22 protein-coding genes are annotated in these 24665 nt (G+C 69.6%); 15 read left to right on the top strand and 7 right to left on the bottom strand.

Annotated elements, in window-relative coordinates:
- Nucleotides 1-9 precede the first annotated feature (9 nt).
- A complete protein-coding gene (locus tag VES41_RS06750; RefSeq protein ID WP_324814605.1) occupies nt 10-576 on the bottom strand; it encodes a methyltransferase family protein in 567 nt (188 codons plus the stop codon).
- 458 nt (nt 577-1034) lie between these two features.
- On the opposite strand from VES41_RS06750, the gene nirB reads away from it, so the two are divergent.
- From nirB to VES41_RS06785, 7 genes are all read left to right on the top strand, one after another.
- Nucleotides 1035-3554 (top strand): nitrite reductase large subunit NirB, encoded by a 2520-nt coding sequence (nirB, locus tag VES41_RS06755; protein ID WP_324814607.1) that lies wholly within the window; start codon nt 1035-1037, stop codon nt 3552-3554.
- A 23-nt stretch (nt 3555-3577) separates the two neighbouring features.
- Nucleotides 3578-3925: a nitrite reductase small subunit NirD gene (gene nirD / locus VES41_RS06760; protein ID WP_324814609.1), complete on the top strand. Its 348-nt coding sequence runs from the start codon at nt 3578-3580 to the stop codon at nt 3923-3925.
- Between the two features lie 72 nt (nt 3926-3997).
- A complete protein-coding gene (locus tag VES41_RS06765) occupies nt 3998-5305 on the top strand; it encodes a nitrate- and nitrite sensing domain-containing protein (protein ID WP_324814612.1) in 1308 nt (435 codons plus the stop codon).
- Between the two features lie 269 nt (nt 5306-5574).
- Nucleotides 5575-6426 (top strand): formate/nitrite transporter family protein, encoded by an 852-nt coding sequence (locus VES41_RS06770; protein WP_324814615.1) that lies wholly within the window; start codon nt 5575-5577, stop codon nt 6424-6426.
- On the top strand, nt 6423-8162 hold the full coding sequence (locus tag VES41_RS06775) for a protein kinase domain-containing protein (RefSeq protein WP_324814618.1): 1740 nt from the start codon (nt 6423-6425) through the stop codon (nt 8160-8162). Before VES41_RS06770 ends, VES41_RS06775 begins: the two co-directional genes overlap by 4 nt.
- Before the next feature lie 93 nt (nt 8163-8255).
- On the top strand, nt 8256-9227 hold the full coding sequence (locus tag VES41_RS06780; protein ID WP_324814620.1) for a tripartite tricarboxylate transporter substrate binding protein: 972 nt from the start codon (nt 8256-8258) through the stop codon (nt 9225-9227).
- A gap of 28 nt (nt 9228-9255) precedes the next feature.
- The gene (locus VES41_RS06785; protein WP_324815019.1) at nt 9256-10593 is read left to right on the top strand and encodes an FAD-dependent oxidoreductase; all 1338 of its coding nucleotides are present in this window, start codon (nt 9256-9258) and stop codon (nt 10591-10593) included.
- A gap of 19 nt (nt 10594-10612) precedes the next feature.
- Here VES41_RS06785 and dmeF read toward each other — a convergent pair whose 3' ends face one another.
- Nucleotides 10613-11581, bottom strand: a complete 969-nt coding sequence (dmeF, locus tag VES41_RS06790; protein WP_324814624.1) for a CDF family Co(II)/Ni(II) efflux transporter DmeF — start codon at nt 11579-11581, stop codon at nt 10613-10615.
- 47 nt (nt 11582-11628) lie between these two features.
- On the opposite strand from dmeF, the gene VES41_RS06795 reads away from it, so the two are divergent.
- Nucleotides 11629-11904, top strand: coding sequence for a metal/formaldehyde-sensitive transcriptional repressor (locus tag VES41_RS06795; RefSeq protein WP_324814627.1), 276 nt, complete (start codon nt 11629-11631; stop codon nt 11902-11904).
- A 262-nt stretch (nt 11905-12166) separates the two neighbouring features.
- Complete coding sequence (locus tag VES41_RS06800) at nt 12167-13240, top strand: OmpA family protein (RefSeq protein WP_324814630.1); 1074 nt, start codon at nt 12167-12169, stop codon at nt 13238-13240.
- 139 nt (nt 13241-13379) lie between these two features.
- Here VES41_RS06800 and psrA read toward each other — a convergent pair whose 3' ends face one another.
- The 4 genes from psrA to phnD form a co-directional block, all read right to left on the bottom strand.
- A complete protein-coding gene (gene psrA, locus VES41_RS06805; RefSeq protein WP_324814633.1) occupies nt 13380-14477 on the bottom strand; it encodes an iron-containing alcohol dehydrogenase PsrA in 1098 nt (365 codons plus the stop codon).
- Between the two features lie 130 nt (nt 14478-14607).
- The gene (phnE, locus tag VES41_RS06810) at nt 14608-15420 is read right to left on the bottom strand and encodes a phosphonate ABC transporter, permease protein PhnE (RefSeq protein ID WP_414719050.1); all 813 of its coding nucleotides are present in this window, start codon (nt 15418-15420) and stop codon (nt 14608-14610) included.
- A gap of 2 nt (nt 15421-15422) precedes the next feature.
- Complete coding sequence (gene phnC, locus VES41_RS06815) at nt 15423-16235, bottom strand: phosphonate ABC transporter ATP-binding protein (protein ID WP_324814638.1); 813 nt, start codon at nt 16233-16235, stop codon at nt 15423-15425.
- Nucleotides 16232-17113 (bottom strand): phosphonate ABC transporter substrate-binding protein, encoded by an 882-nt coding sequence (gene phnD / locus VES41_RS06820; protein WP_324814640.1) that lies wholly within the window; start codon nt 17111-17113, stop codon nt 16232-16234. The genes phnC and phnD overlap by 4 nt, the downstream gene beginning before the upstream one ends.
- Before the next feature lie 174 nt (nt 17114-17287).
- On the opposite strand from phnD, the gene VES41_RS06825 reads away from it, so the two are divergent.
- The 6 genes from VES41_RS06825 to VES41_RS06850 all read left to right on the top strand — a co-directional run bounded on the left by VES41_RS06825 (nt 17288) and on the right by VES41_RS06850 (nt 23694).
- Entirely contained in the window at nt 17288-18151 is an 864-nt protein-coding gene (locus tag VES41_RS06825; RefSeq protein ID WP_324814642.1) for a LysR substrate-binding domain-containing protein, read from the top strand.
- Nucleotides 18152-18332: 181 nt separating this feature from the next.
- A complete protein-coding gene (locus VES41_RS06830; RefSeq protein ID WP_324814645.1) occupies nt 18333-20510 on the top strand; it encodes a TonB-dependent siderophore receptor in 2178 nt (725 codons plus the stop codon).
- Between the two features lie 5 nt (nt 20511-20515).
- Nucleotides 20516-21439: an alpha/beta hydrolase gene (locus VES41_RS06835; RefSeq protein WP_324814647.1), complete on the top strand. Its 924-nt coding sequence runs from the start codon at nt 20516-20518 to the stop codon at nt 21437-21439.
- Entirely contained in the window at nt 21436-21714 is a 279-nt protein-coding gene (locus VES41_RS06840) for a hypothetical protein (RefSeq protein ID WP_324814649.1), read from the top strand. Before VES41_RS06835 ends, VES41_RS06840 begins: the two co-directional genes overlap by 4 nt.
- A 1-nt stretch (nt 21715) precedes the next feature.
- Nucleotides 21716-22012, top strand: a complete 297-nt coding sequence (locus tag VES41_RS06845; RefSeq protein WP_324814652.1) for a hypothetical protein — start codon at nt 21716-21718, stop codon at nt 22010-22012.
- Nucleotides 22013-22020: 8 nt separating this feature from the next.
- Nucleotides 22021-23694 carry a PepSY-associated TM helix domain-containing protein gene (locus VES41_RS06850; protein ID WP_324814655.1) on the top strand — a complete coding sequence of 558 codons (1674 nt, stop codon included), beginning with the start codon at nt 22021-22023 and terminating at the stop codon, nt 23692-23694.
- 3 nt (nt 23695-23697) lie between these two features.
- Here VES41_RS06850 and VES41_RS06855 read toward each other — a convergent pair whose 3' ends face one another.
- Complete coding sequence (locus VES41_RS06855) at nt 23698-24660, bottom strand: LysR family transcriptional regulator (RefSeq protein WP_324814657.1); 963 nt, start codon at nt 24658-24660, stop codon at nt 23698-23700.
- Nucleotides 24661-24665: the final 5 nt, after the last annotated feature.

Genomic DNA, 24665 nt, shown 5'->3' on the forward strand with positions numbered 1-24665 from the left:
TGCTGGCCGCTAGACCAGGTACGGCACGAAGCGCCGCGTGCGGCGCATGTAGTCCCGGTAGTCGTCGCCGAAATGCGCGAGGCACTCCTTTTCCTCGCGCTCGGCGGTCACGAAGATCAGCGCCGTCGACGCCAGCGCCAGCAGCAGGCCCAGCCACGTGAAGCGCTGCAGGAACACGCCCCAGGCCAGGCAGATCAGCGCGGTGTACATCGGGTGGCGGATGTACCTGAAGGCGCCGACGGTCACCAGGCGGGTGGTCTTCTCGAACCCGATCAGCGCCTCGTCCCGGCGGGCGCTGCCCGGCTGGCCCACGCGCCGCAGGCGGCGCGCGGCATGCAGCGGCAGCCAGACCGACGTGAGCAGGAGCACGCGTGCCAGGAACTGGCTCGGCGACAGCAGCGGGTCGTCGCCCCACACCGGCAGGTTGATCCAGATCAGGCCGAAGATGCATTCGACCGCGAAGAAGCGGTAGAAACCGTGCGAGCGCGGCCGCGTGATCGCCCTGCGCGAGACGTAGAGCAGCACCGAGCTGACGATGACGAACGTCGCGGGGTAGGCCTGCAGCGGCAGAAGCATCGGAGCAATTTACATGAACGGCGCCGGGGCGCGGAGACGCCTTCGTGTGCTCGCCGAACAGATCCCGCGCGCGAGTGGCCCCAACTTGGGCAGCCGATGCGCCATGCCCGCACATTCCCGGTGCGCAGGTGCAGCCGCATGGCGCTTTTCCGCGCTTTTGCCCGGCCGCAACCGGTGCGAGGCTCATGGCACGCAACTTGCGCACATGTTGTCGTCCGCCGGTAAGGTCGCCGCGGACGAGGGCGGCACTCCGGCGTCGCCCCGCTTCTCCGCTGAAGGTGGCGGAACCCGTTTCGCGCGCGGCTCACGCAGGGCCCGCCGGCGGGACTTCCAACCCCACGTCCAGTCCAGGCGGAGCGCGCGTCGATCGTTCGCCCGCCGGGCGGGCCGACGACGGCGCAGCGCGATCACACCCACTGCCCGCCCCTGGCCCGCCATCCTTGAAGGCAGGTTCAGTCATGAAAATCGTTGTAGTCGGCCACGGCATGGTGGGCCACAAGTTCCTGGAAAGCCTGGCCGAGGCCGGCATTCCCCAGCTCGACGTCACCGTGCTGTGCGAGGAGGCGCGCCCGGCCTACGACCGGGTCCACCTGTCCGAATATTTCAGCGGCAAGACCGCCGACGACCTGTCGCTCGTCGAGCCCGGCTTCTTCGAGCGCACCGGCTTCAAGCTGCGCCTGGGCGTGCGCGCGGCTTCGGTCGAGCGGCGCGACAACACGCTCACCACGTCGGAAGGCGACGTGCTTTCCTACGACAGGCTGGTGCTGGCCACGGGCTCCAACCCGTTCGTGCCTTCGGTGCCGGGCCGCGACCGGGCGCACTGCCATGTCTACCGCACCATCGAGGACCTCGAGGGCATGAAGGCCTCGGGCGCGAGATCGAAGAGCGGCGTGGTGGTCGGCGGCGGCCTGCTCGGCCTGGAGTGCGCCAAGGCGCTGCGCGACATGGGCCTGGAGACGCACGTGGTGGAGTTCTCGCCGCGCCTGATGGCGGTGCAGGTCGACGAGGGCGGCGGCCGCATCCTGCGCGGCAGGATCGAGGCGCTGGGCGTGCAGGTCCACACCGGCCGCAACACCACGGCGATCACGGACGGCGCCGCGGCGCGCCACCGCATGGTCTACGCCGACGGCAGCTACCTCGAGACCGACATGATCGTGTTCTCCGCCGGCATCCGGCCGCGCGACGACCTGGCGCGCCAGTGCGTGCTGGCCATCGGCCCGCGCGGCGGCGTCGTGATCGACAGCAACTGCGTGACCAGCGACCCGAACGTCTACGCCATCGGCGAATGCGCCTCGTGGAACGACCAGTGCTTCGGCCTGGTGGCGCCGGGCTACGACATGGCTCGGGTGGCGGCGCGGCACATCGCGGGCCAGGCGGACGCCGCCTTCGTCGGCGCCGACATGAGCACCAAGCTCAAGCTGATGGGCGTGGACGTGGCCAGCATCGGCGACGCCCAGGGCCGGGCGCCGGGCTGCCGCAACTACCAGTACGTGGACGAGCGCAAGCAGGTCTACAAGAAGATCGTGGTCAGCGAGGACGGCAGGCAGCTACTGGGCGCGGTGCTGGTCGGCGATGCGGCCGAATACGGCGAGCTGCTGCAGATGGCCCTCAACGGCATCGCGCTGCCGGCCGACCCGGAGTTCCTCATCCTGCCGTCCGGCGATGGCAAGGCCCGGCCCGGCCTGGGTGTCGATGCGCTGCCCGACAGCGCGCAGATCTGCTCGTGCAACAGCGTCAGCAAGGGGCAGATCTGCGCCGCGGTGTGCGACGGCGCCACCAGCATCGGCGCGATCAAGGCCTGCACCAAGGCCGGCGCCACCTGCGGCGGCTGCGTGCCCCTGGTCACGCAGATCATGAAGGCCGAGATGAAGAAGCAGGGCATGGCGGTGAACAATCACCTGTGCGAGCACTTCGCCTGGTCGCGCCAGGAGCTCTACCACCTGGTGCGCGTCGGCCGGATCAAGACCTTCGATGCACTGCTGGCGGCGCATGGCAAGGGCCTGGGCTGCGACATCTGCAAGCCGGCCGCGGCCAGCATCTTCGCCTCGTGCTGGAACGAGTTCGTGCTCAAGAAGGAGCTGGCCACGCTGCAGGACAGCAACGACTACTACCTGGGCAACATCCAGAAGGACGGCAGCTACTCGGTCGTGCCGCGCATGCCCGGCGGCGAGGTCACGCCCGAGGGGCTGATCGCGGTCGGCCAAGTGGCGAAGAAGTACGGCCTCTACACCAAGATCACCGGCGGCCAGCGGGTCGACCTGTTCGGTGCGCGCGTCGAGGAGCTGCCGCTGATCTGGGAAGAGCTGATCGCGGCCGGCTTCGAGTCGGGCCATGCGTACGGCAAGGCGCTGCGCACCGTCAAGAGCTGCGTCGGCTCGACCTGGTGCCGCTTCGGCGTGGGCGACAGCGTCGGCATGGCGGTGGACCTGGAGAACCGCTACAAGGGCCTGCGCGCGCCGCACAAGATCAAGTTCGGCGTCTCGGGCTGCACCCGCGAATGCGCCGAGGCGCAGGGCAAGGACGTGGGCGTGATCGCCACCGACAAGGGCTGGAACCTCTACGTGTGCGGCAACGGGGGCATGAAGCCGCGCCATGCCGAACTGCTGGCCAGCGACCTGACCCGGGACGAGCTGGTGCGCCTGATCGACCGCTTCCTGATGTTCTACGTGCGCACCGCCGACCGGCTGCAGCGCACCAGCACCTGGCGCGAAGGCCTCGAGGGCGGGCTCGACTACCTCAAGCAGGTGCTGATCGAGGACAGCCTGGGCCTGGGCGCCGAGCTCGAGGCGCAGATGCAGGCGGTGGTGGACAGCTACCAGTGCGAGTGGAAGACCGCCGTCACCGATCCGGCCACGCGCCAGCGCTTCCGCTCCTTCGTCAACAGCGACAAGCCGGACGAGCACATCGTCTTCATCCAGGAGCGCGGCCAGATCCGCCCGGCCCGCCCCGAGGAACGCGCGCCGGCCCACGCCGCATGAACGCCCATCAAGGAGATTCGGCCATGAACCGCGACGACACCGTCATCGAACGCTGGACCGCCATCTGCGCGGCCGGCGACATCCTGCCCAACGCGGGCGTCTGCGCCCGTGTGGAAGACCGGCACGTGGCGGTGTTCCGCCTCGGCGAAGACCAGTTCTTCGCGCTCGACAACGTCGATCCGAAATCCGGCGCCAGCGTGCTCTCGCGCGGGCTGGTCGGCAGCCTGGGCGACCGGGTCGTGGTGGCGTCGCCGCTGTACAAGAATCACTTCGACCTGCGCACCGGCGAATGCCTTGAAATGCCGGAGCATTCGGTGCGCACCCATCCGGTGCGGCTGCACGACGGACAGGTGCTGGTGGCACTGGCGTGAGCAGGCGCGGGCGGGCACGGCCCCTGCTATCGTGGAGCGGACCGACCCACGAACCAAGCGAGGAGTTCCTGCATGCCCGACGGCGCCCTGCCATCGCCCGCCGCCCGTCTCGTGCTGCAGGCGCGCCAACGCGAGATCGATGCCGTGCGCCGCCTGGCGGCGCGGGCGAGCCTGGCCGAGGCGATCGGCCAGCTGATCCACGCGCTGCAGCGCGAGCGCGGCGCGTCCACCATCTACCTGGCGTCCGGCGGTGTGCGCTTCGCCGACACCCGCCGCACGTTGGCCGAGGGAACGCAGCAGGCCCAGGCGCGCGTGCGCGACCTGTTCGACGCGCAGCAGGCGCCGGAGCAGGGCGCCGATGCGCGCCTGCTGTCGCTCATGGCCTGGGTGCTGCTGGGCCTGGAGGCGCTGCCCGAACTGCGCGGCCGCATCGAGCGGCGCAGCCTGAGCGCGCACGATGCGGTGGCTGCGTTCAGCGCGCTCATCGCCGGCCAGGTCGAGCTGATCTTCCATCTGGCCGACGCGGCGCTGCTGCCCGGTGTCTCGGGGCTGCTGGTGGCCTTCCTGCACCTGGTGCAGGGCAAGGAGGCGGCCGGCCAGGAGCGCGCCGTGGGTGCGCTGCTGTACGCCTCGGGGCAATGCAGCGAGGCGCACCAGCAGCGCGTCATCCACCTGATCGAGTCGCAGGAGCGCAGCCTGCAGGTGTTCGCCGAATTCGTCGACGCGCCGCTGCGCGAGCGCTGGGAGGCCCAGCAGCTCGCGCCGGGCACCGCGCGGCTGGAGCGGCTGCGGCGCACGCTGTGCGCGGCGCGTGCCGGCGCGCCGCTGGACACCGCCCACAGCGACACCTGGTTCGACGTGTGCAGCGAGCGCATCGACATCCTGTGGGGGCTCGAGGTGGCGCTGGTCGCCCGGCTGCGCGAGGCCTGCGACGCACAGATCCGGCAGGCCGAGCAGGAGCTGCAGGATTCGGCCGGCCTGCTGCGCCGCCTGCGCGACCACCCGCCGCCGCATGCGCATGCGGTCGAGCGCTTCTTCGACGTGGCTGCGCAGCCCGGCGCGGCGCCGCAGCTGGTCGGGGCCGGCGGCGAATCGACCTCGCTGCTCGAACTGGTGCAGGCGCAGTCGGCACGCCTGTCGAGCATGGAAAGCGAACTCGACGCGGCCCGCCGCGCGCTGCACGAGCGCAAGGTGATCGAGCGCGCCAAGGGCGTGCTCATGTCGCGCCTGCGCATGACGGAAGAGGCCGCCTTCCGCGCGCTGCAGAAGACCTCGATGGACCAGAACCGGCGCCTGCTGGAGGTGGCCGAGGCGACGCTGGCGCTGCCGGACCAGGCCTTTGCGCAACTGGCCGCGGCGCCGGACAAGCCGGCGCGCTGACCGGCCCCCCTCGCGCGGCTGCCGGGCACGGAATCTGCAAGAAGAAATGCGTCGAGCTGATGGCGGCTCGAGGTCCGGCTCGGATGCGCCCCGCGCGCACCAAGACCGGGAACGACTCAAGCACGCACCTGGATAACGGCGTCCCGGGCGGCCACCACGTCGGTGCACGGCGTGGTGTCCCCTGCGGCGCCGTTCTTGTTTGTGCGCTTCCTGCCGCCACGCCAGCCGTGGCCCGGGAAGCGAAGTGACCCGAAGCAAAGGAAATCCCCATGGCCTACATCGCTCCTGCCGAATTCGTCACCAAGATGGTCGACTCCGGCGAATCCAAGCTGTTGATGTCCACCCGCGACACGCTGATCCGCTCCTACATGGCAGGCGCCATCCTGGCGCTGGCGGCGGCCTTCGCGGTGAGCATCACCGTCAACACCGGCAACGCGCTGGCCGGCGCCATCCTGTTCCCGGTCGGCTTCATCATGCTGTACCTGCTGGGCTTCGACCTGCTCACCGGCGTCTTCACGCTGGCGCCGCTGGCGGTGCTGGACAAGCGGCCCGGCGCCACCTGGGCCGGCGTGCTGCGCAACTGGGGCCTGGTGTTCTGCGGCAACTTCGCCGGCGCCTTCACGGTGGCCGTGTTCATGGCGATCATCTTCACCTTCGGCTTCTCGGAGGCGCCGAACATCATCGGCCAGAAGATCGGCCATATCGGCGAAGGCCGCACGGTGGGCTACGCCAACCACGGCGCGGCCGGCATGCTGACGCTGTTCATCCGGGCCGTGATGTGCAACTGGATGGTCTCCACCGGCGTGGTCGCCGCGATGATGTCGACCAGCGTCTCGGGCAAGGCGATCGGCATGTGGATGCCGGTGATGGTGTTCTTCTACATGGGCTTCGAGCACTCGATCGTCAACATGTTCCTGTTCCCGTCGGGCCTGCTGCTGGGCGGCAACTTCACGATCATGGACTACCTGATCTGGAACGAGATCCCAACCGTGCTGGGCAACCTGGTGGGCGGACTGACCTTCGTCGGCGCCACGCTCTACTCGACGCACTACAAGACGGCGCCCAAGCGCGCGGTCGCCGCACCGGCGGCCAAGAGCGTGGCCTCGCGCGCCGCCGCTTGAGCGATACCGGGCCGCGCGTCGCGCTCGGCCAGCATTCGCAGGCCGGGCACGCAGGCGGCGTCAACCAGGACTTCCACGGCGCGGTGCTGGCCCGCGAGCCGCAGCGCTCGCGCAAGGGCATCGCGCTGGCACTGGCCGACGGCATCGGCTCGAGCCGCGTCAGCCAGGTGGCCAGCGCCGCGGCGGTGCGCGGCTTCCTGGACGACTACTACGCCACTTCCGAGGCGTGGTCGGTGCGGCGCTCGGGCGAGCGCGTGCTGGCCGCCACCAACGCGTGGCTGCATGCGCAGAACCAGCGCGGCCATGCCCGCTTCGACAAGGACAGCGGCTACGTGTGCACCTTCAGCGCGCTGATCCTCAAGGCGCGCGAGCTGCATCTGCTGCACGTGGGCGATTCGCGCATCTACCGCGTGCATGGGCAGTCGCTCGAGCAGCTCACGCAGGACCACCGCGTGCGCCTGTCGGCCAACGAGTCGTACCTCGGCCGCGCGCTGGGCGTGAACCCCGGCGTGGAGATCGACTACCAGTGCCTGCCGGCCGAGCCCGGCGAGGTGTACCTGCTGGCCACCGACGGCGCCTGCACCGCGCTGGAAGCCGCCGCGGTGCACGAGGCGCTGGCGCAGGCGGCAGACGACCTGGACGCCGCCGCCCGGGCGCTGGTCGAGCGGGCGCGCGAACACGGCAGCGACGACGACGCCACCGTGCAGCTGCTGCGCATCGACGCGCTGCCCGTGCCCGATCCCGAGCGCCTGCCGCTCTCGCGCGAGGCCCTGGCGCTGCCGCCAACGCTGGCGCCGCGCACGCAGTTCGAGGGCTACACCATCGTGCGCGAACTGCACGCGAGCGCGCGCAGCCACGTGCACCTGGCGCTCGACGATGCCAGCGGTGCGCAGGTCGTGATCAAGACGCCCTCGACCGACCTGCGCGAGCAGCCCGACTACCTCGACCGCTTCGTGCTGGAGGAATGGGTGGCCCGGCGCATCCACCACCCGCACGTGCTGCGCCCCGCGGCCGATGCGCGGCCGCGCCGGCACCTGTTCACCGCGATGGAGTACGCATCGGGCCAGACCCTGGCCCAGTGGATGACCGACCATCCACGCCCCGCGCTGGAGGCCGTCCGCGCCATCGTGGCGCAAGTCGCGTTGGGCTTGGCGGCATTCCACGGCAAGGAGATGCTGCACCAGGACCTGCGGCCCGAGAACATCATGGTCGACGCCACCGGCACGGTGAAGATCATCGACTTCGCCGCCGTGCACGTCGCCGGGCTGGCAGAAGGCATGGGCGAGCCCCACGCGCGGGCGATCCTGGGCTCGCTGCAGTACACCGCGCCGGAATACTTCTGCGGCGGCGCCGGCAGCGAGCGCTCGGACCTGTTCTCGCTGGCGGTGCTGGCCTACCAGATGCTCACGGGACACCTGCCCTACGGGTTGCAGGTCACGCAGGTGCGCGGCCCGGCGGACCTGCGCCGCCTGCGCTACGAGCCGGTGCGCCATCGCCGGCCCGAGTTGCCGGCCTGGCTCGACGCCGTGCTGGCCATGGCGCTGCATCCGGACCCGGCCAGGCGCCAGGAAAGCCCGGTGGCGTTCGCGCAGGACCTGAAGGCGCCGGGCCCGCAGTTCCACCGCGCCGCTGCGCCGCCGCTGATCGACCGTCACCCGGTGCGGTTCTGGCAGGCCTCGACGGTGCTGCTGGCATTGGCGGTCATCGTCCTGCTGGGCCTCCTGCTCGCGCGCTGACCAGGTGGGCCAGACCAGGGCCGGGCCCCGAGGCACGATGGGCGCCCTGGGGCTAGACTCGACCGTTTCACTTTCAGATACAGTTTTCGCAACATGCAATTCGCCCGCAGAACCGCCCTGATCGCCGCCTGTTCCGCCGCACTGCTCGCAGCCGGCGGTGCCCATGCCCAGTCCTGGCCCAGCAAGCCGATCCGCCTGATGGTGGGCTTCCCGGGTGGCTCGACCCCCGACATCGTGGCGCGCATCGTCGCCGAGCCGCTGTCCAAGGCCCTGGGCCAGCCGATCGTGGTGGACAACAAGCCCGGCGCGTCCGGCAACATCGCCGCCGACCAGGTCGCCAAGGCCACCGACGACCACACCATCGGCGTGGTGATCAACGGCAACCTGACGTCGTCCCAGATGCTGTATCCGAACCTGCCGTACGACCCAGCCAAGGACTTCAGCTACCTGTCGCTGCTGGCCACCGCGCCGCTGGTGCTGGTGGCGAACAACAGCGTGCCCACCGGCAAGGCCTTCGTCGAGGCAGCCGCCAAGAGCGGCCAGAAATGGAGCTACGGCTCGGTCGGCGTGGGCTCGGTCGGCCACCTGGGCATGGAGCTGATGAAGTCGCGCATTCCGGGCTTCCAGGCGGTGCACGTGCCCTACCGCGGCAATCCGCAGATCCTGACCGACATGATCGGCGACCAGGTGCAACTGGCGCTGATCCCGCCCGGCCTGGCCATGCCGCAGGCGCAATCGGGCAAGGTCAAGGCGATCGGCCTGACCACCGCCGGCCGCAGCGCGCTGGTGCCGGATCTGCCGCCGCTGTCGGAGATCGGCGTGAAAGACTTCAACCTCGAGGTCTGGACCGCGCTGATCGGTCCGGCGAACCTGTCGCCGGCCGCGCAGAAGCGCCTGACCGACGCGCTGGCGACCATCATGAAGTCGCCCGACGTGCGCAAGAAGCTTTTCGACCAGGGCTGGCAGGCCGTGGGCACCTCGCCCGAAGGCATGAAGCTGCGGGTCAAGGAAGAGGCCGCCATCATGGGCAAGATCATTTCGAGCCAGAACATCAAGCTGCAGTAATCGCGTCGGAGGTCTCTGGTTGGAAAACATGATCGAGCCGGCGCGCGCGTTGCCGGTGTTTGGCAGCTATGACGTGGTGGTGGTGGGCGGCGGGCCGGCAGGCATTGCCGCTGCCTTGAGCGCGGCCCGCCACGGCGCGCGAACGCTGCTGGTGGAGCGCTACGGCTTCCTGGGCGGCATGGGCACGGCAGGCGGGGTGACCAACTTCGCCGGGCTGTACGGCCGCGTGGACGGCCAGATGCAGCAGGTGGTGCGCGGCGTGGCCGACGAGCTGCTGGCGCGCATCGATGCGCTGGGCGGCCTGAACAACCCGCAGGACGGAATGGGCGGGCGCATCCGCGTGCGCTCGTACGATGTGTCGGCCTACAAGTGCGCCGCCGATCCGCTGCTGCTCGAGGCCGGCGTGCAGATGCTGTTCCACGCGCAGGCGGCGGGCGTGATCCTCGAGGGCGCACGCATCGCGGCGCTGGCGGTGGAGACCAAGTCCGGCCGCCAGGCGATCCGCGCCAACAGCTTCGTCGACTGCTCGGGCGACGCCGACGTGGCGGCGTTCGCCGGCGTGCCCTTCGAACTGGGCGACGGCGCGGGCAGCGGCCTGTTCCCGACCACCATGTTCCGCGTGGGCCAGGTGGACGCCGCGCCGGCGCTGCAGGCGGTGGGCGAATTCAAGGCCATCAACGACTGGATCGACAAGGTCAAGGCGGCAAAGCCCGGTGCCTACCGCTTCGCGCGCGAGGGCGCGATCCTGCGGCCCAACATCGACCCGCGCGAATGGCGCGTCAACGTCACCCAGATCAGGAACGCGCACGGCAAGGCCATGAACGGCGTGGACGCGCGCGAACTGAGCGAGGGCGAACTCGAAGGCCGGCGCCAGATCGCGGAGTTCTTCCGCTTCCTGAAGGCGGAGATTCCCGGCTTCGAGCACTCGGCCATCGTCGACATCGCGCCGCAGGTGGGCATCCGCGAGACGCGGCGCGTGCGTGGGCTGTATGCGCTCAGCGGCGAGGACATCCTGGGTTCGGCGCGGTTCGACGACACCATCGGCATCAATGCCTGGCCGATGGAGTTGCACGCCGACGGCCGGGTGGACTGGCACTTCCCGCGCGACGCGGCCAATGCGGTGAACCAGCTGCCCTGGCGCATGCTGGTGGCGCACGGCGTGGACAACCTGCTGGTGGCGGGCCGGTGCGCCTCCATGACGCACGAGGGCCAGTCGGCCGCGCGCGCCAGCGGCGCCTGCTTCGTCATGGGGCAGGCCGCGGGCACGGCCGCCGCCATGCTCGGCAAGGACGGCGCCTTCGGGCGCATCGACGTGCCGGCGCTGCAAGGCGCGCTGGCCGCAGACGGGGCGCGGCTGGCCGCGTAGCTGCGCGCGACGCCGGCCCTCAGGCGGGGGCCGGTGCGTTGACCTCGACGGTCACGTGCGCCAGCTCTTCGTGAATGCTCAGGAGCTGCCGCACGTCGTCCGCATTGAGGTCATCCTTCGCCTCGAGCGCGACGATGCAGGCGTACTTGCCTTTGCCCACGCGCCACACGTGCAGGTCCGAGATGGTCGCGGCCGGGGCGCCCTCGCCGATGGCCTCGCGTACTTCGCGCACGACCGGCGCGTCCATTTCCGCGTCGAGCAGCACGCGGCTGCTGCTGCGAAGCAGTCCGAGGGCCCATGCCGCGACCAAGGCGGCGCCGACCAGACCCATGACCGGGTCGAGCCAGCCGAAGCCCCAGAGCATGCCGCCCACCAGCGCGACGATGGCCATGACGGAGGTGGCTGCGTCCGCGACCACGTGCAGGTAGGCGGATCGCAGGTTGATGTCTTCATGGGCGGCGTCGCCGTCATGCGCGTGGCCATGTTCATGGTCGTCACCGTGACCGTGGTGATGCCCGTCCTTGAGCAGCCAGGCGCAGGCCAGGTTCACCGCGAGGCCGATCACGGCGACCGCGATGGCCTGCTCGTAGCCGATGGCGGCGGGCGACAGCAGCCGCACCACGGACTCGTAGACCATGAGACCAGCCACGAGCAGGAGGAACAGGGCGCTGGTGTAGCCGGCCAGAACCTCGATCTTCCAGGTGCCGAACGCGAAGCGTGGATTGCCGGACAGGCGTCGCGCGGCGACGTATGCCGCCACCGACAGGCCGAGGGCAAGCGCGTGGGAGCTCATGTGCCAGCCGTCGGCCAGCAGCGCCATGGAGTTGAAGTAGTAGCCGCTGGCGATCTCCAGGACCATCATCGTCGCGGTCAGCCAGATGGCCAGCCGGGCCTTCTTCTCGCCGAGCGGATTGCCCTCGTCGAACACGTGCGAATGGGTTCGGCGACCCGCAGTGGGGGATGGGTTCACGGATACGGCGCTGTTCATCAGGATACTGTACCCCAGTATGTTGGCGCGCTCTAGAATCGCGCTCCATGGCACATACGGTTCTGAACAGGAAGCCCTTGCTGGCGCGCATCCGCCGCATCAAGGGCCAGGCGGAAGGGCTCGAGCGCGCGCTCGAGGAGGCCCGGGACTGTTCGGCGATCCTGCAACAGCTGGCGGCCATCCGCGGTGCAGTCAACGGCCTGATGCTCGAAGTGCTCGAGGGCCACGTTCGCGACCATCTCGGCGCGGACGACATACCCGCGGCGCAGCGCGAAGCAGACCTGGACCTCGTGGTTTCCGTGCTGCGCTCCTACGTCCGATAGCGCCAGACGGACTGTGTTGTAGGACGGCGCCGACGCGGCAGGCGCATTGCCGCCCGCAGCGCTACCACAGACTCGTTGCCGGTTCGCCACTGCCTGGGTTCGGCACTGCAAGATTTGCAACCGCAGGTGCGAGCGCTTACTGGGCGATAGACACACATGGTTGCGCATGTGCCGGACGGCGCACTTGCCCGGACTTACGTTCCGGATTCATTTCGCTTCGGCAGTGACTCTCATCAACCCTTCTACGAATCGAGAGGTTTTCATGTTCGACCGACGCTCACTAGTTGCCTGCTGTGTACTTGCCCTTCCATGTGCGACCGGCCTAGCGCAGTCGTACACGGCCGAGCAGTACTTCGACAACCGCTGGTACATCACCCCTTTCGGCGTGTACGTCAACCCGGACGGCGGCCGGCTGGCCGACGACGGCTGGGGCGGCGGACTTGCGATCGGCAAGCCGATCAGCCCCTACTGGAACCTCGAACTGCGCGGCCAGTACGAGGAGATGGACTCGACCTGGCTCGGCCCCGACAGCAAGTACAAGAACTGGAGCGGTACGTTCGACGCGCAGTGGTTCTTCCTCGGCCGCCAGGGGCTTCGCGCATGGCAGCTGGGCAGCGTGCAGCCCTATCTGGTCGGCGGCATCGGCGCCATCCAGGACAAGATCAGCGGGCAGGCCGGCAGCGACAGCAAGACGAGCTTCATCGCCAACGCCGGCGTGGGCATCGTCTGGCCGTTCTCGTCCTGGGGCCGCCTGGTGGCCGACGCGCGCTATCGCTACGACGACAACGCCGACCGGTTCGTGAACAACCAGGGCCAACTCGACGAATGGATGTTCACCGTGGGCCTGCAGATCCCGCTCGGGGCGCCCCCGACCGTGGCCCAGGCAGCGCCGCCGCCGGCGCCGATGGTTGCGCCTCCGCCTCCGCCGCCGCCGCCGATGCGCAACTTCCAGCTCTCGTCGGATGGAACCTTCGTCTTCGACAAGGCGGTGCTCACGCCAGCGGGACGTACCAAGGTCGACGAAATGCTGCAGGAGCTCAAGACCTCGAACTTCCGTCCGCGCTCCATCATGGTCGTCGGCTACACCGATCCGCTGGGCAGCACCGAGTACAACCAGCGCCTGTCCGTGGCGCGGGCCAATGCAGTGCGTGACTACATGGTCCAGCAGGGCGTGCCGGCAGGCGTGATCCAGACCGAAGGCCGGGGCGAGACCGACCTGAAGATCACCGAAGCCGATTGCCGCAGCCAGGGCGCCAGGAGCCGCAGCGCGCTCATCGCCTGCCTGCAGCCGGACCGCCGCGTGGAGATCCGTGCGACGGGCGAGCAGGTTCAGTAACCTGGCGGGTTACCGCCGGCCAGCGGCCGGCGGCCACTGGACACCGCCCGGCGCGCGAACTGCGCAGCGCCGGGCGGATCCTCAGTCCTTCACCACGGGAACGTGAACGTCTTGCAGTTGGTGTCTGCGACGGCCGTGCTCATGCGGCCTCCCGCATGGCCGTGCCGATGAAGTTCCGGCCGCGCGCGCCCGTGAGGGCGTAGGCGACCATCTTCTCGGCCTGCTCGTCGGTGACGCCGTAGTCGGCGAAGCGCGTCTTGACGCCCAGGCGCTCCATGAACGCAGCCAGGCGCTGCGCGGCGCCGTCCAGCGGCCCCAGTGCGCGGGCCAGTACTGCGTCGCGCTCGGCACTGCGGCCGAGCGCCCGCTGCAGCACCATCGGCAGCGGAAACGAGCAGGCGATGCCGTGCGGCAGGCCGTAGCGCAGTGTCATCTCGTAGGAAATGGAATGCGCCAGGGCCGTGCGGGTGTTGGAGAACGCCATGCCCGCCTTGAGGGCGGCCAGCGCCATGCGCCCGCGCAGGCCGACGTCGTCGAGACTGGCCATGAGCCTGGGCAGCGTGTCCAGGATGTCATGGATGGCGGCGACCGCGAAGGTGTCGGAGACCGGGTTCGCGTTGACGTTCCAGATCGACTCGAGCGCATGCGACAGCGCGTCCAGCCCGCTCTGCAGCGTGACCGCGGCGGGCAGCGACAGCATCAGCTCCGGATCGATGACAGCCACGTCCGGCCAGGTCTGCGGCAGGTGCAGCGAATACTTCTTCTGCGCCGCGCGGTCCCAGACCGTCGCCCAAGGCGTGACTTCGCTGCCCGTGCCGGCGGTCGTCGGCACCGCGATCAGGCGCTTGCACCGGGCCGGCTCGAAGGGGCGGCCTGCGGCCAGGGACTCCACCAGCTCGTCGAAGCGGCCGGAGGCGGTGCCGACCATCAGCGCCTTGGCGGTGTCGATGGCGCTGCCGCCGCCCACGGCGACGATCACCTGCGCGCGTTCGGGCGCGCGCCAGAAGTCGTCGTACAGCGCGCGCAGTTCGGCCACGTCGGGGTTGGGGCGCACGTCGTCGATCACGCCGGCCAGGCGGTCGCCGAGCAGCTGTTCCAGGCGCGCGACCAGGCCGAGCTGGCGCGCCTCCGGAAAGGTGACCACGACGGCGCGCTGGCCGTCGAGCAGGCCGGGCAGCGACGACAGGGCGCCGGCCCCGTACACGCTGCGCACGGGGTTGAAATACTCATGGGACATGAAGGAAGCCTCTAGGTCGAAAGTTCGTTGTGGTTCAGCGCGAGGTCGCTGCCGACGTCGTGCCGCGCGCGCAGCTTGTGCCTGGCCGTCACCGCCGCCACCAGGGCGCCGGCCTCGGCGGGGCCGGTCATCAGCGGGCGCCCTTCTGGATCCAGGCGCGCAGGCGGGTCGACACATAGTCGGCCACCATCACCATGGCGATGATCACGAGGATGCAGGTGGCGGTGTCCTGGTACTGGAACAGCTTCATGCTGCCCACCAGCTCGAAGCCGATGCCGCCCGCGCCCACCATGCCCAGCACGGTGGCCTGGCGCAGGTTGGTCTCGAAGCGGTAGAGCACAACGGCGATCCAGGCGGTGATCACCTGCGGCAGCACGCCGAAGATGATGGTCTGGATCGGCCCGGCGCCGGTCGCACGCAGCGCCTCGATCGGCCCCTGGTCGATCTCCTCGATGGATTCGGAGAAGAACTTGCCCAGCATGCCGGCGCCGTGCACCGCCAGGGCGAGTACGCCGGGGAACGGCCCCAGCCCGACGGCAGCCACGAAGATCAGTGCGAGGATGATCTCGTTGATGCCGCGCGTGACGTTGAACACCTGGCGCGTGAACTGGTAGACGGCCAGGTTGGGCGTGAGGTTGCGCGCGGCGAAGAAGCACACCGGCACCGCCAGGATGACCGACAGCAGCGTGCCCCACAGCGCGATCTGCACCGTCTCGATGGCCGGCGTGATCAGCTTGTTGATGAAGGACCAGTTCGGCGGCAGCATGCGCGAGAGGAAATCGCCGATCCACGGCAGGCCCTTGGCCAGTTCGCCGAAGCTGACCTGCGCGCCGGCCGCCGCCCACCACAACACCGCCAGGACCCCCGCGCCGGTGGCCAGGCGCGGCCACCACCCCATGTTGCCCGGCTTGGCGACGAGCAGCGTGTATGAGCCGACATTCATGGTCAGGCCTCCTCGAGTTGCAGTTGCCGCAGCACCGGCGCCGGCGTGGCCGCCATGGGCGAGGCGCTGTGCGCCTGGCCTTCGTCCAGGCCGGGGTAGATGCGATGAAGCACGTCGCCCGTGAGCTGGTCGGGCCCGCCTTCGAACACGATGCGGCCGCCCGACACGCCGACGATGCGCTCGCCGAACTCGCGGGCGTAGTCGACCTGGTGCAGGTTGCACACCACCGAGATGCCCAGCTCGCGGCTGGCCTGCTTGAGGTAGTTGAGAACCGTGCGCGAGGTCTTCGGATCGAGGCTGGCCACCGGCTCGTCGGCCAGAATGATCTTGGGCTGCTGGGCCAGCGCGCGGGCGATGCCCACCCGCTGCTTCTGCCCGCCCGAGAGCGTGTCGGTGCGCAGCTCGGCCTTGTCCTGCAGCTCGACGCGCCGCAGGCACTCGAGCGCGATCTCGACGTCCTTGCGCGGGAAGATCTGCAGCCACGACAGGACCGAAGGCATGGCGCCCAGCCGGCCGGTCAGCACGTTCTTCTGCACCGACAGGCGCGGCACCACGTTGTAGTGCTGGAAGATCATCGCCACCTGGCAGCGCAGCCGCCGCAGGCTGGCGGCGTCCGGCTTGAGAAGCTGGCCGTCGATGTGGATCTCGCCGCTGGTGGGTTCGGCCAGCCGGTTGATGCAGCGCAGCAGTGTCGACTTGCCGGCGCCGGACGGGCCCAGCACCACCAGGAACTCGCCCGGCTTCACGTCCAGGTCGATGCCCTTGAGGGCCTCGAATGCGCCGAAGCGCTTGGTCAGGCCTCGGATCTTGATCACTTCATCGCCTTCAGGTCGAGGTGGAGGATGCTGGCCGTCTCGCGGATGACGTCGTAGGCCTTGTCGTTGGTCGGGTGGAAGCCGTTGAGCATCCCCTGGTCGGACCACGGGATGTCCTTGACTTCCAGGAACGCCGCCTGCACCCGCTTCTTGAGAGCGGGGTCCAGGTCCTTGCGCCACACGGTGGGCGACTCCGGAATGGGGTCGGACTTCCACACGACCACCAGGTCGTCGCGGTTGGCCAGGCCCTTGGCGATGGCCGCGTCCAGGATGCGGTCGGCGATCGCCACCGCGTCCACCTTCTTGTTCTGCACCGCGACGGCGTTCGAGTCGTGCGAGCCGGAGAAGATGACGCGGCCGAAGTCCTTGTCCGGATCGAAGCCGGCCTTCATCAGCCCGGCCTTGGGGAACAGGTGGCCGGAGGTGGACGTGGGGTCGACGAAGGCGAAGGTCTTGCCCTTGAGGTCGGAGACCTTCTGGATGCCGCTGTCCTTGCGCGCCACGATGAGCGAGTGGTAGTAGCTGCGGCCGGCCTTCTTGGTCTCGGCGACGGCGAAGGCCTCGATCGGCGCCACGGTCGTGCCCATCACGTACGAGAACGGGCCGAGGTAGGCCACGTCCAGGCGCTTGGAGCGCAGCGCCTCGATCACGCCGTTGTAGTCGGCCGCCACGAAGGGCTTGACCGGCATGCCGAGCGACTTCGACAGCATGTCCATCATCGCCTGGCTGTTGGCGATCATGGCGCGCGAGTCTTCGGACGGGATCAGGCCCACCGTGAGCACGTCGGCGGCATGCGCCGCGCCGGTGCCGAGGCCGATCAGGGGGGCGCCCAGCACGGCGGGCGCGCAGGCGAGGAGGGAACGTCGGGTGAGCTTCATCGAGGTCTCCAATTGCGGAACTGAGGGATCCGTCACTTTTTCCGCGCCACTTCACAGGTTCATGACGCCGAGGCGGACTTTCGGCGCAGACGCCACATTCAGCCAATTCAAGTTTTTTGACCTATGTATTGAGCAAACCTATAGTTCGGCCGGGATAACACCGAGACTCGATTCATGCGGCTGACTCAATTGCGCTCTTTCCATGCCGTGGCCACGAGCGGCAGCTTCACCGCCGCCGCGCAAAGCCTGCACGTGAGCCAGCCCACCGTGACCACCCAGGTCGGCCAGCTCGAGGCGCTGTACAAGGTGGAACTGTTCCACCGCGCCGGCCGGCACGTGCGCCCCACCGAGATGGGCGAGCGCCTGCTGCACCTGTCGCGCCAGGTGTTCAGTCTGGAGGCCGAGGCCGTGCAGCTGCTGCGCGAGTCGGGCGAACTGCGGACCGGCCACCTGCGGGTGGCGGCCGTGGGGCCGGCGCAGGTCACGAAGATGCTGGCTGCGTTCCACCAGCACTATCCCGGCATCAAGGTGTCGGTCAGCACGGGCAATTCGCAGGACGTGCAGGACCGCCTGGCCGACTACAGCGCCGACGTCGGCGTGCTGGCCCACGTGGCGAGCGACAAGCGCTTCGTGTCCGTGCCCTACAGCGACCACCCGGTGGTGATCTTCTGCTCGACGCACCACCGCTTCGCGCGCAGGCGCAGCATCCGCACCGACGAGCTCGCCGGCGAGAAGCTGATCCTGCGCGAGCTCGGCTCCACCACGCGCCGGGCGATCGAGTCCGCGCTCGCCGCCGCCAAGGTGGAGGCGGAGGTGGTGATGGAAGTCGGCAGCCGCGAGATCATCCGCGAGGCGGTGGCGCAGAACCTGGGCGTGGCCGCGGTGTCGGAGGTGGAGTTCATCCCCGGCCCGGGCCTGCACGCGGTGCGGCTCGACGACGCGCAGGTCAGGACCTACGTGCACATGGTGTGCCTGGCCGAACGCCGGGACATGCGCATGGTGCGGGCGTTCTTCGAGGTGGTGGGCAAGGAGCCCTGAGGACGCGCGCCGGTGCCAGGCCACACAGGACGGTCGGACGACGAATATAGAATGCGACTCGTTCGCATTCGTATTCAGGAAAACCAGCATGAAGTGTGCAGTTCTCGCGTTGCCCGGTCGTCGTCCTCCCGTCCGCCGTTTTCCCCCGCGCGTTGACCAGGCAGATATTCGTTCCGCCGCCGTGGGCGCACCGCTGCCCCGGGCCGCGCAGCTGGCTTGTGCTGCCTTCCTCGCCGGCGGCCTGTACGCCCCGGCCGCCGTGCTGGCCCAGTCCGCCATCACGGCCGAGAGCGCCGCACCGCCCGCCGGCGCCCTGCCCGCCGTGACGGTGACCGCGAGCCCGACGGGGCCGGAAGCGCTTCCGCCGGTCTACGCGGGCGGACAGGTCGCCACCGGCGCAAGGCTGGGCCTGCTGGGCAACGTCGACGTGATGGACACGCCGTTCAACACGACCAGCTTCACCTCCGAACTGATCGAGAACCAGCAGGCGCGCACGCTGGCCGACGTCGTGCGCAACGACCCTTCGGTGCGCTACACCACCTCGTCCGGCCATGCCTACGAGAACTTCCGCATCCGCGGCTTCGACGTGAACCAGAACGACATCGCCATCAACGGGATGTACGGCCTGGCGCCGATCGGCCACGTGCCGCTGGAGTTCGTCGAGCGCGTCGAACTGCTCAAGGGGCCGAGCGCACTCTTCGGCGGCATGGCGCCGAGCGGGGCGGTGGGCGGCACCATCAACCTGGTGCCCAAGCGTGCGGGCGACGAGCCGCTGTCGCGCGTCGGCCTGGGCTACGAGTCGGACGGGCAATGGGGCGGGGCGGTCGACCTGGGGCGCCGCTTCGGGCAGGACAACGCCTGGGGGCTGCGGGTCAACGGCGCGTACAGCGACGGCGACACGGAACTCGACGGCCAGTCGAAGAAGCGGGAGTTCGTCTCGGCCGCGCTGGACTACCGGGGCCGCGACCTCAAGGCATCGCTGGACGCCTACAGCAGCAAGGAGTCGTACCGCGGCGGCACGCCCGCCATGTTCTGGTTCTCGAGCACCGCGATCCCCGCCGCGCCGGCCGCGTCGATCAACCAGTTCCCGGCGGCGCGCGGAGATCTCGAGAGCAAGGCCGCCATTGCCCGCGCCGAGTACGAGTTCAACCCGAACCTGTCGGCATTCGCCGCGGTGGGCGTCAAGCATGACGACTACGCCGGTTTCATCAACGGCACGCACGTGCGCAACATCAATGCGCTGGGCACCAGCACGACCACCGTGACGGCGGCCCAGTTCGGCTACGAGAAGGACGTGTCTTCCGAAGCGGGCCTGCGCGGCAAGTTCAGCACCGGTCCGGTGCTGCACGAGGTGGTCCTGCAGGCCTCCAACCTCGACCAGGAAGCCGGCTCGGCCAACAACTCGTCGAGGCCGTTCACGACGAACATCTACGACCCGGTGTACACGGCCATGCCCGCCATCCCGACGCTGGCACCCATGACGAGCGAATCGACCCTGCGCAGCCTGGCGCTGGTCGACACGATGTCCTTCATGCAGGACATGCTGCGGCTCACCGTCGGCCTGCGCAACCAGTCCGTCAAGACCACCAACTTCAACGCTGCCGGCGCCGTGACCGGCGCCTACGACGAAAGCGCCGTCACGCCCGCCGTCGCCGCCGTGTTCAAGCCATGGGGGCCGGGCATCTCGCTGTACGCCAACTACGTCCAGGGCCTGAGCAAGGGCGACAGCGTGTCGCCGCCGCTGTATGCCTACAGCTACACCTTCGCGCCCTACAAGTCCGAACAGGTCGAAGGCGGGGTCAAGTGGAACGCGGGCACCTTCACCAATACGGCGAGCCTGTTCCAGATCACCAAGCCCATGCTGATCACCGTGGACGGCAACGTGCCGTCGGACGGCGGCGAGAAGCGCGTGCGCGGACTGGAGTGGAATACCTTCGGCGAGATTGCACCGGGCGTGCGCCTGCTGGGCGGCGCTACCTACACCGACGGCGTGCAGACGAAGACGGCCGGCAGCGCCTACGACGGCAACACGGCCGTCGGCGCGCCGCGCTGGCAGGGCAATCTCGGCGTCGAGTGGGACACGACGTTCGCGCCCGGCCTGACGCTGAGCGGGGGCGTCATCGCCAGCTCCAGCCAGTACGTGAACGCGGCCAACACGCAGGAAATCCCCGGCTGGGGCGTCTTCGCACTGGGCGCGCGCTATGCCACGCAGATGGCCGGGCGCGACCTGGTGCTTCGGCTCAATGTCGCCAACCTGTTCGACAAGCGCTACTACTCCGGCGCGTTTAGCGACACCACGCCCATCGCCACGCTCGGCCAGGGCCGGACAGTGGGTGTGTCGGCGACGATGGAATTCTGACGCCCATGCACGCCCATCGCGCGGTGCTGCGCCATCTTCTTCTCGCCGCGGCCATGCTGGTGCCGGCCGCTCGCGCGCCGGCAACCGAGCGCGCCTCCGCGTGGCAGGACGTCGTGCTGCCCGAAGCCCGGCAGCTGGACGTCACATCGCGCACGACCGGCCACGGCTACCGCATCTTCGTGGCCGCGCCCGCGGGGCCGGCCCCGGCCACGGGCCACCCCTTGCTCGTCGTGCTCGACGGCAACGCGGCGTTTCCCGTGGCGGCATTTCTGGCGCGCTCGGCTGCCGCCCGCAGCGAGGTCACCGGGCACGCGCCGCCGGTCGTGGTGGGCATCGGCTATCCGGGCGCGCGCGACTTCGACGTGCCCGCGCGAAAACGCGACTACACGCCCGGCCGCCCCGACGCACCAGCCACCGAAGGCGGCGCGGCGAGCTTCCTCGACTTCATCGAGCAGGAGGTCAAGCCGCTCGTCGCCTCGCGCCACAGCATCGACCCGCAGCGGCAGGCGTTGTTCGGCCACTCCTTCGGCGGCCTGTTCGTGTTGCATGCCCTGTTCTCGCGGCCGGACAGCTTCTCGACGTTCATTGCCTCCAGCCCTTCCATCTGGTGGCAGGACAAGCTGGTGCTCGACGGGTTGCCGCGCTACGAGAAGCTCGATCCCGCCCGCAGGCCGCGGGTGCAGATCAGCGTCGGCGCGCTTGAAGACGCGCCGCGCAAGGGCAACTACTCGCCCGAGACGCTCGCGTTGATCGCCAGCCGCCCCATGGTGCCCGAGGCGCGCGCCCTCGCGCGGCGCCTGCAGCAGGCGCCCGGGACCGAAGGCCGGGTGGCCTTCCACGAGCTGGCCGGAGAAGACCACGGCCCGGCCTGGCTGCCGGCCATGACGCGAGGCATGCAATTCTTCCTCGAGCAACCGGCGTCCCCATGATCGCCTACGTCTGTACGCTGGCCGGCCTGGTCTTCGTGCTGCTCGGCAGCGCGGGCGTCTATCTCGCCTCGCCCAACCAGCGGTGGCTGGTCTCGCCGCTGCGGCGCGGGCCGGCGCGCACCGCCGGCACGGGCTGCTGGCTGCTCGGCTGGCTGTGCTTCGCCCAGACGATGACCGCGCTCACCGCGATCTTCGCGCTCGCCACCACGCTGATGCTGGCGCTGGTGCTGCTGCCTTACGCCGGCGCCCTTCGTTCGCTGCGCCGGGAGCCATGACATGAAACATGCCCGGCCCCGGCCGATCCGTCCGGACTGGATCGCCAAGACACTGGCCGGCCTCGTACTCGGCCTGACGCTCGCGCTTGCCGCCAGCGGCATCCTCTCGGTCCTGACCGCCGACGTGCCGCTCGCGGTCCGCGGCCAGCTGGCCATGTGGATCGTCCCGCCGATCTGGCTGTTCACGCTCGGTCTCGTGTACTTCTTCGAGAGCGGCCTTCGCGCCTGGCTTTGGCTGGGCGGCTTCAACATCGTGGCCTGCGGCGCCTGGTGGGCGTTGCGCGCCGCGGCCATCTGACACATCGCATGAGAGCCGACCACATCCGGATCTACAAGTCGGTCCACACCTGGACCGGCATCGTCAGCGGCATGGCATTGTTCATTGCCTTCTACGCGGGTGCGCTGACCGTCTTCAAGGAGCCTATCGAGCGGTGGGCGTCGCCGCCGGCGCCGGCACCGGCACAGCAGGTGCCGCTCGACCAGGTCCCGCAACTGATCGCCAGGACGATCGGCGACCATCCTGCCGTCGCCAGGGGCTTCACCATCCACGTGCGGGAGAACGAGGGCATTCCCGCGCGCATGGCCTGGGATGTGCGGGACCCGGGCGCCGGCGACCACGACGAGTCGTCGAAGCGGCACTTCGCCGCGACGCTGGACGCCAGCGGCGCTGCCTCGGTCGGGGAGGTCCACCCGTCCAGGCTCGGCGCGTTCATCGACGTGCTGCACCGCGTCGTCGGCCTGCCGTTCGACAACGACCCGGGCCGCTGGTTCATGGGTGTCGTCTCCGCCCTGTACGCGGTCGCGCTGATCTCGGGCGTCGTGGTGCTGCTGCCTTCGCTGGTCAAGGACTTCTTCGCGCTGCGGGTGGGCAGGAACCTCAAGCGCATGTGGCTGGATGCGCACAACGTGGTGGGCATCGTCAGCCTGCCCTTTCATATCGTCATGGCGCTGTCGGCCGTGGTGTTCGCTTTTCACGACCAGATCTACGACCTGCAGGACAGGCTCGTGCACGAGGGGAAGTGGTCAAGCGCATTCCAGCGCCCGCAGACGTCTGCCGCGCCGCCGCCGCCGCCGCGGGACGTGGGCACGATGCTGCCGCCGGCCGAACTGCTGGCCCGGACACGCGAGATCGCGCCGGGCCTGGCGCCCACGATGCTGCAGTACCAGCAGGTCGCGGGCCCGCGCGCGGTGGTGCGCGTCTGGGGCAAGGACACGTCCGCGATCTCTCCTCGCGCGATGGGCGGCTTCGTCGCGCTGGATCCGTACAGTGGCAAGGTCCTCGACAGCGATTACCTGCCGGGCCGCCAGAATGTGCCCAATCTCTTCATCAGCAGCTTCTTCGCGCTGCACATGGCGTCGTTCGGCAACGCGGCCGTGCAATGGATGTACTTCGTGCTGGGGCTCGCGGGGGCGTGGCTGTTCTACAGCGGCAACCTGCTGTGGATCGAGTCGCGGCGCAAGTCCGCACGGAACGCCGGCGCAAATCCGGTCCAGCGCCTCGACACGCGGCTGATGGCCAGCGCCACGGTGGGCATCTGCCTGGGCAGCGTCTGCGGCATCTCGTTGATGCTCGTCGCTGCCAAGTGGCTGCATGGACGGGTCGGCGACCTGACGGGCTGCCTTCAGCTCGTCTACTACGGCATGTTCTTCGCCGGCGTCGCCTGGGCGTTCATGCGCGGCGCCGCCCGGGCCGGCATCCATCTGCTGTGGACCGCCGCTGTCGTGACGGCTGCCATTCCGTTGACGAGCGCCATCGGCTGGCTGGTGCCGCAGACGGGCGCCTGGGCGCACGGGTCGGCGGCCACGCTGGGCGTCGACGCGGTGGCCGCGGCCCTGGCCGCATGCTTCGCATGGATGGCTCGCGCGACGGCGCGCCGCGCCAGGACGGGACGGCCGGACAGCGTCTGGGCCATCGAGGCGGCGCGGCAGCCGGCGCCCGCTCCCGGGCAGGCGCTGTCGCTGGACCCGCACGCGCGCTGACGCCTACCTGAACCGCTGCGACGCGAGCGTCGCGCCGACCTGCCTGACCGCGTCGGCGAACGCCTTCAGCACTGTCGGCGGCTCGAGCGTCTCGCTGCGTGTGAACAGCCCGAACGACGGCAGGCTTACGGCGGGCGCCACGTTCACCCTTCGCACCCCGCCTCTGGCCGCCTCGTCCACCGCCTGCTCCAGGCGCACCGCGCACAGCAGGGTGGGGTCCAGGCGCAGGACCGCGCCGACGGTCACCGACGACATGGCCTCGACGACCGGCTCGGGCGGCGTGACGCCGTCGTTCAGGAAGGCGGTCATGAAGGCCTGCCGCACCAGCGTTTCCCTGGGCGGCAGGACCCATGGCGCATCGCGCAGGTCGGCCCAGCGCATGGCGCGCCGTGCCGCCATGCGGTTGGCCGCCGAGGTCATCACGCACAGTGTGTCGTCGAGCAGCAGTTCCGAGCGCAGGCGCGGCAGCATCTGGCTCGAAAGCAGTTCGGGCGTGATGGCCCCGAAGACGCAGTCGAGTTCGCCCTCGAGCAGCCGCTGGATCAGCTCGTAGACCCGGCCTTCGCGTACGTGCACGGCCGCGCCCGGCATGCGCTCGCGCAGCCGGACGATGGCGGCCGGCACGGTGGCGGTGACCGAAGGCGCGCCCAGGCGCAGCACCGCGGCGACGCCGTTGTGCATGGCGTCGACGTCCTGCGTGGCGCGCGCCAGCTCGTTGAGGGCCGCGCGAGCGCGGTAGACGACCGTCGCGCCCAGGGCATTGACCTGCACGCCCTGGTGGCTGCGCTCGAACAGCCTGGCGCCGAAGGAGCCTTCGATCTCGCCGAGCATCTTGCTGATGGCCGGCTGGCTCAGGTGCAGCCGCGCTGCGGCGCCGCGCATCGTGGCGGCTTCCGCCAAGGCCACGAGCAGGTCGAGATGCCGCAGGCGCAGCTTGCGTACCAGATGGTCTGTCTTGGCGTCCATGTCGT

Origin of the sequence: Variovorax sp. (assembly GCF_035634955.1) — a bacterium.
Classification (GTDB): domain Bacteria; phylum Pseudomonadota; class Gammaproteobacteria; order Burkholderiales; family Burkholderiaceae_C; genus Variovorax.

Coding starts and splice junctions, on each gene's coding strand:
- VES41_RS06750 (WP_324814605.1), bottom strand. CDS start 576: ATGCTTCTGCCGCTGCAGGCCTACCCCGCGACGTTCGTCATCGTCAGC.
- nirB (WP_324814607.1), top strand. CDS start 1,035: ATGAAAATCGTTGTAGTCGGCCACGGCATGGTGGGCCACAAGTTCCTG.
- nirD (WP_324814609.1), top strand. CDS start 3,578: ATGAACCGCGACGACACCGTCATCGAACGCTGGACCGCCATCTGCGCG.
- VES41_RS06765 (WP_324814612.1), top strand. CDS start 3,998: ATGCCCGACGGCGCCCTGCCATCGCCCGCCGCCCGTCTCGTGCTGCAG.
- VES41_RS06770 (WP_324814615.1), top strand. CDS start 5,575: ATGGCCTACATCGCTCCTGCCGAATTCGTCACCAAGATGGTCGACTCC.
- VES41_RS06780 (WP_324814620.1), top strand. CDS start 8,256: ATGCAATTCGCCCGCAGAACCGCCCTGATCGCCGCCTGTTCCGCCGCA.
- VES41_RS06785 (WP_324815019.1), top strand. CDS start 9,256: ATGATCGAGCCGGCGCGCGCGTTGCCGGTGTTTGGCAGCTATGACGTG.
- dmeF (WP_324814624.1), bottom strand. CDS start 11,581: ATGAACAGCGCCGTATCCGTGAACCCATCCCCCACTGCGGGTCGCCGA.
- VES41_RS06795 (WP_324814627.1), top strand. CDS start 11,629: ATGGCACATACGGTTCTGAACAGGAAGCCCTTGCTGGCGCGCATCCGC.
- VES41_RS06800 (WP_324814630.1), top strand. CDS start 12,167: ATGTTCGACCGACGCTCACTAGTTGCCTGCTGTGTACTTGCCCTTCCA.
- psrA (WP_324814633.1), bottom strand. CDS start 14,477: ATGTCCCATGAGTATTTCAACCCCGTGCGCAGCGTGTACGGGGCCGGC.
- phnE (WP_414719050.1), bottom strand. CDS start 15,420: ATGAATGTCGGCTCATACACGCTGCTCGTCGCCAAGCCGGGCAACATG.
- phnD (WP_324814640.1), bottom strand. CDS start 17,113: ATGAAGCTCACCCGACGTTCCCTCCTCGCCTGCGCGCCCGCCGTGCTG.
- VES41_RS06825 (WP_324814642.1), top strand. CDS start 17,288: ATGCGGCTGACTCAATTGCGCTCTTTCCATGCCGTGGCCACGAGCGGC.
- VES41_RS06835 (WP_324814647.1), top strand. CDS start 20,516: ATGCACGCCCATCGCGCGGTGCTGCGCCATCTTCTTCTCGCCGCGGCC.
- VES41_RS06840 (WP_324814649.1), top strand. CDS start 21,436: ATGATCGCCTACGTCTGTACGCTGGCCGGCCTGGTCTTCGTGCTGCTC.
- VES41_RS06845 (WP_324814652.1), top strand. CDS start 21,716: ATGAAACATGCCCGGCCCCGGCCGATCCGTCCGGACTGGATCGCCAAG.
- VES41_RS06850 (WP_324814655.1), top strand. CDS start 22,021: ATGAGAGCCGACCACATCCGGATCTACAAGTCGGTCCACACCTGGACC.
- VES41_RS06855 (WP_324814657.1), bottom strand. CDS start 24,660: ATGGACGCCAAGACAGACCATCTGGTACGCAAGCTGCGCCTGCGGCAT.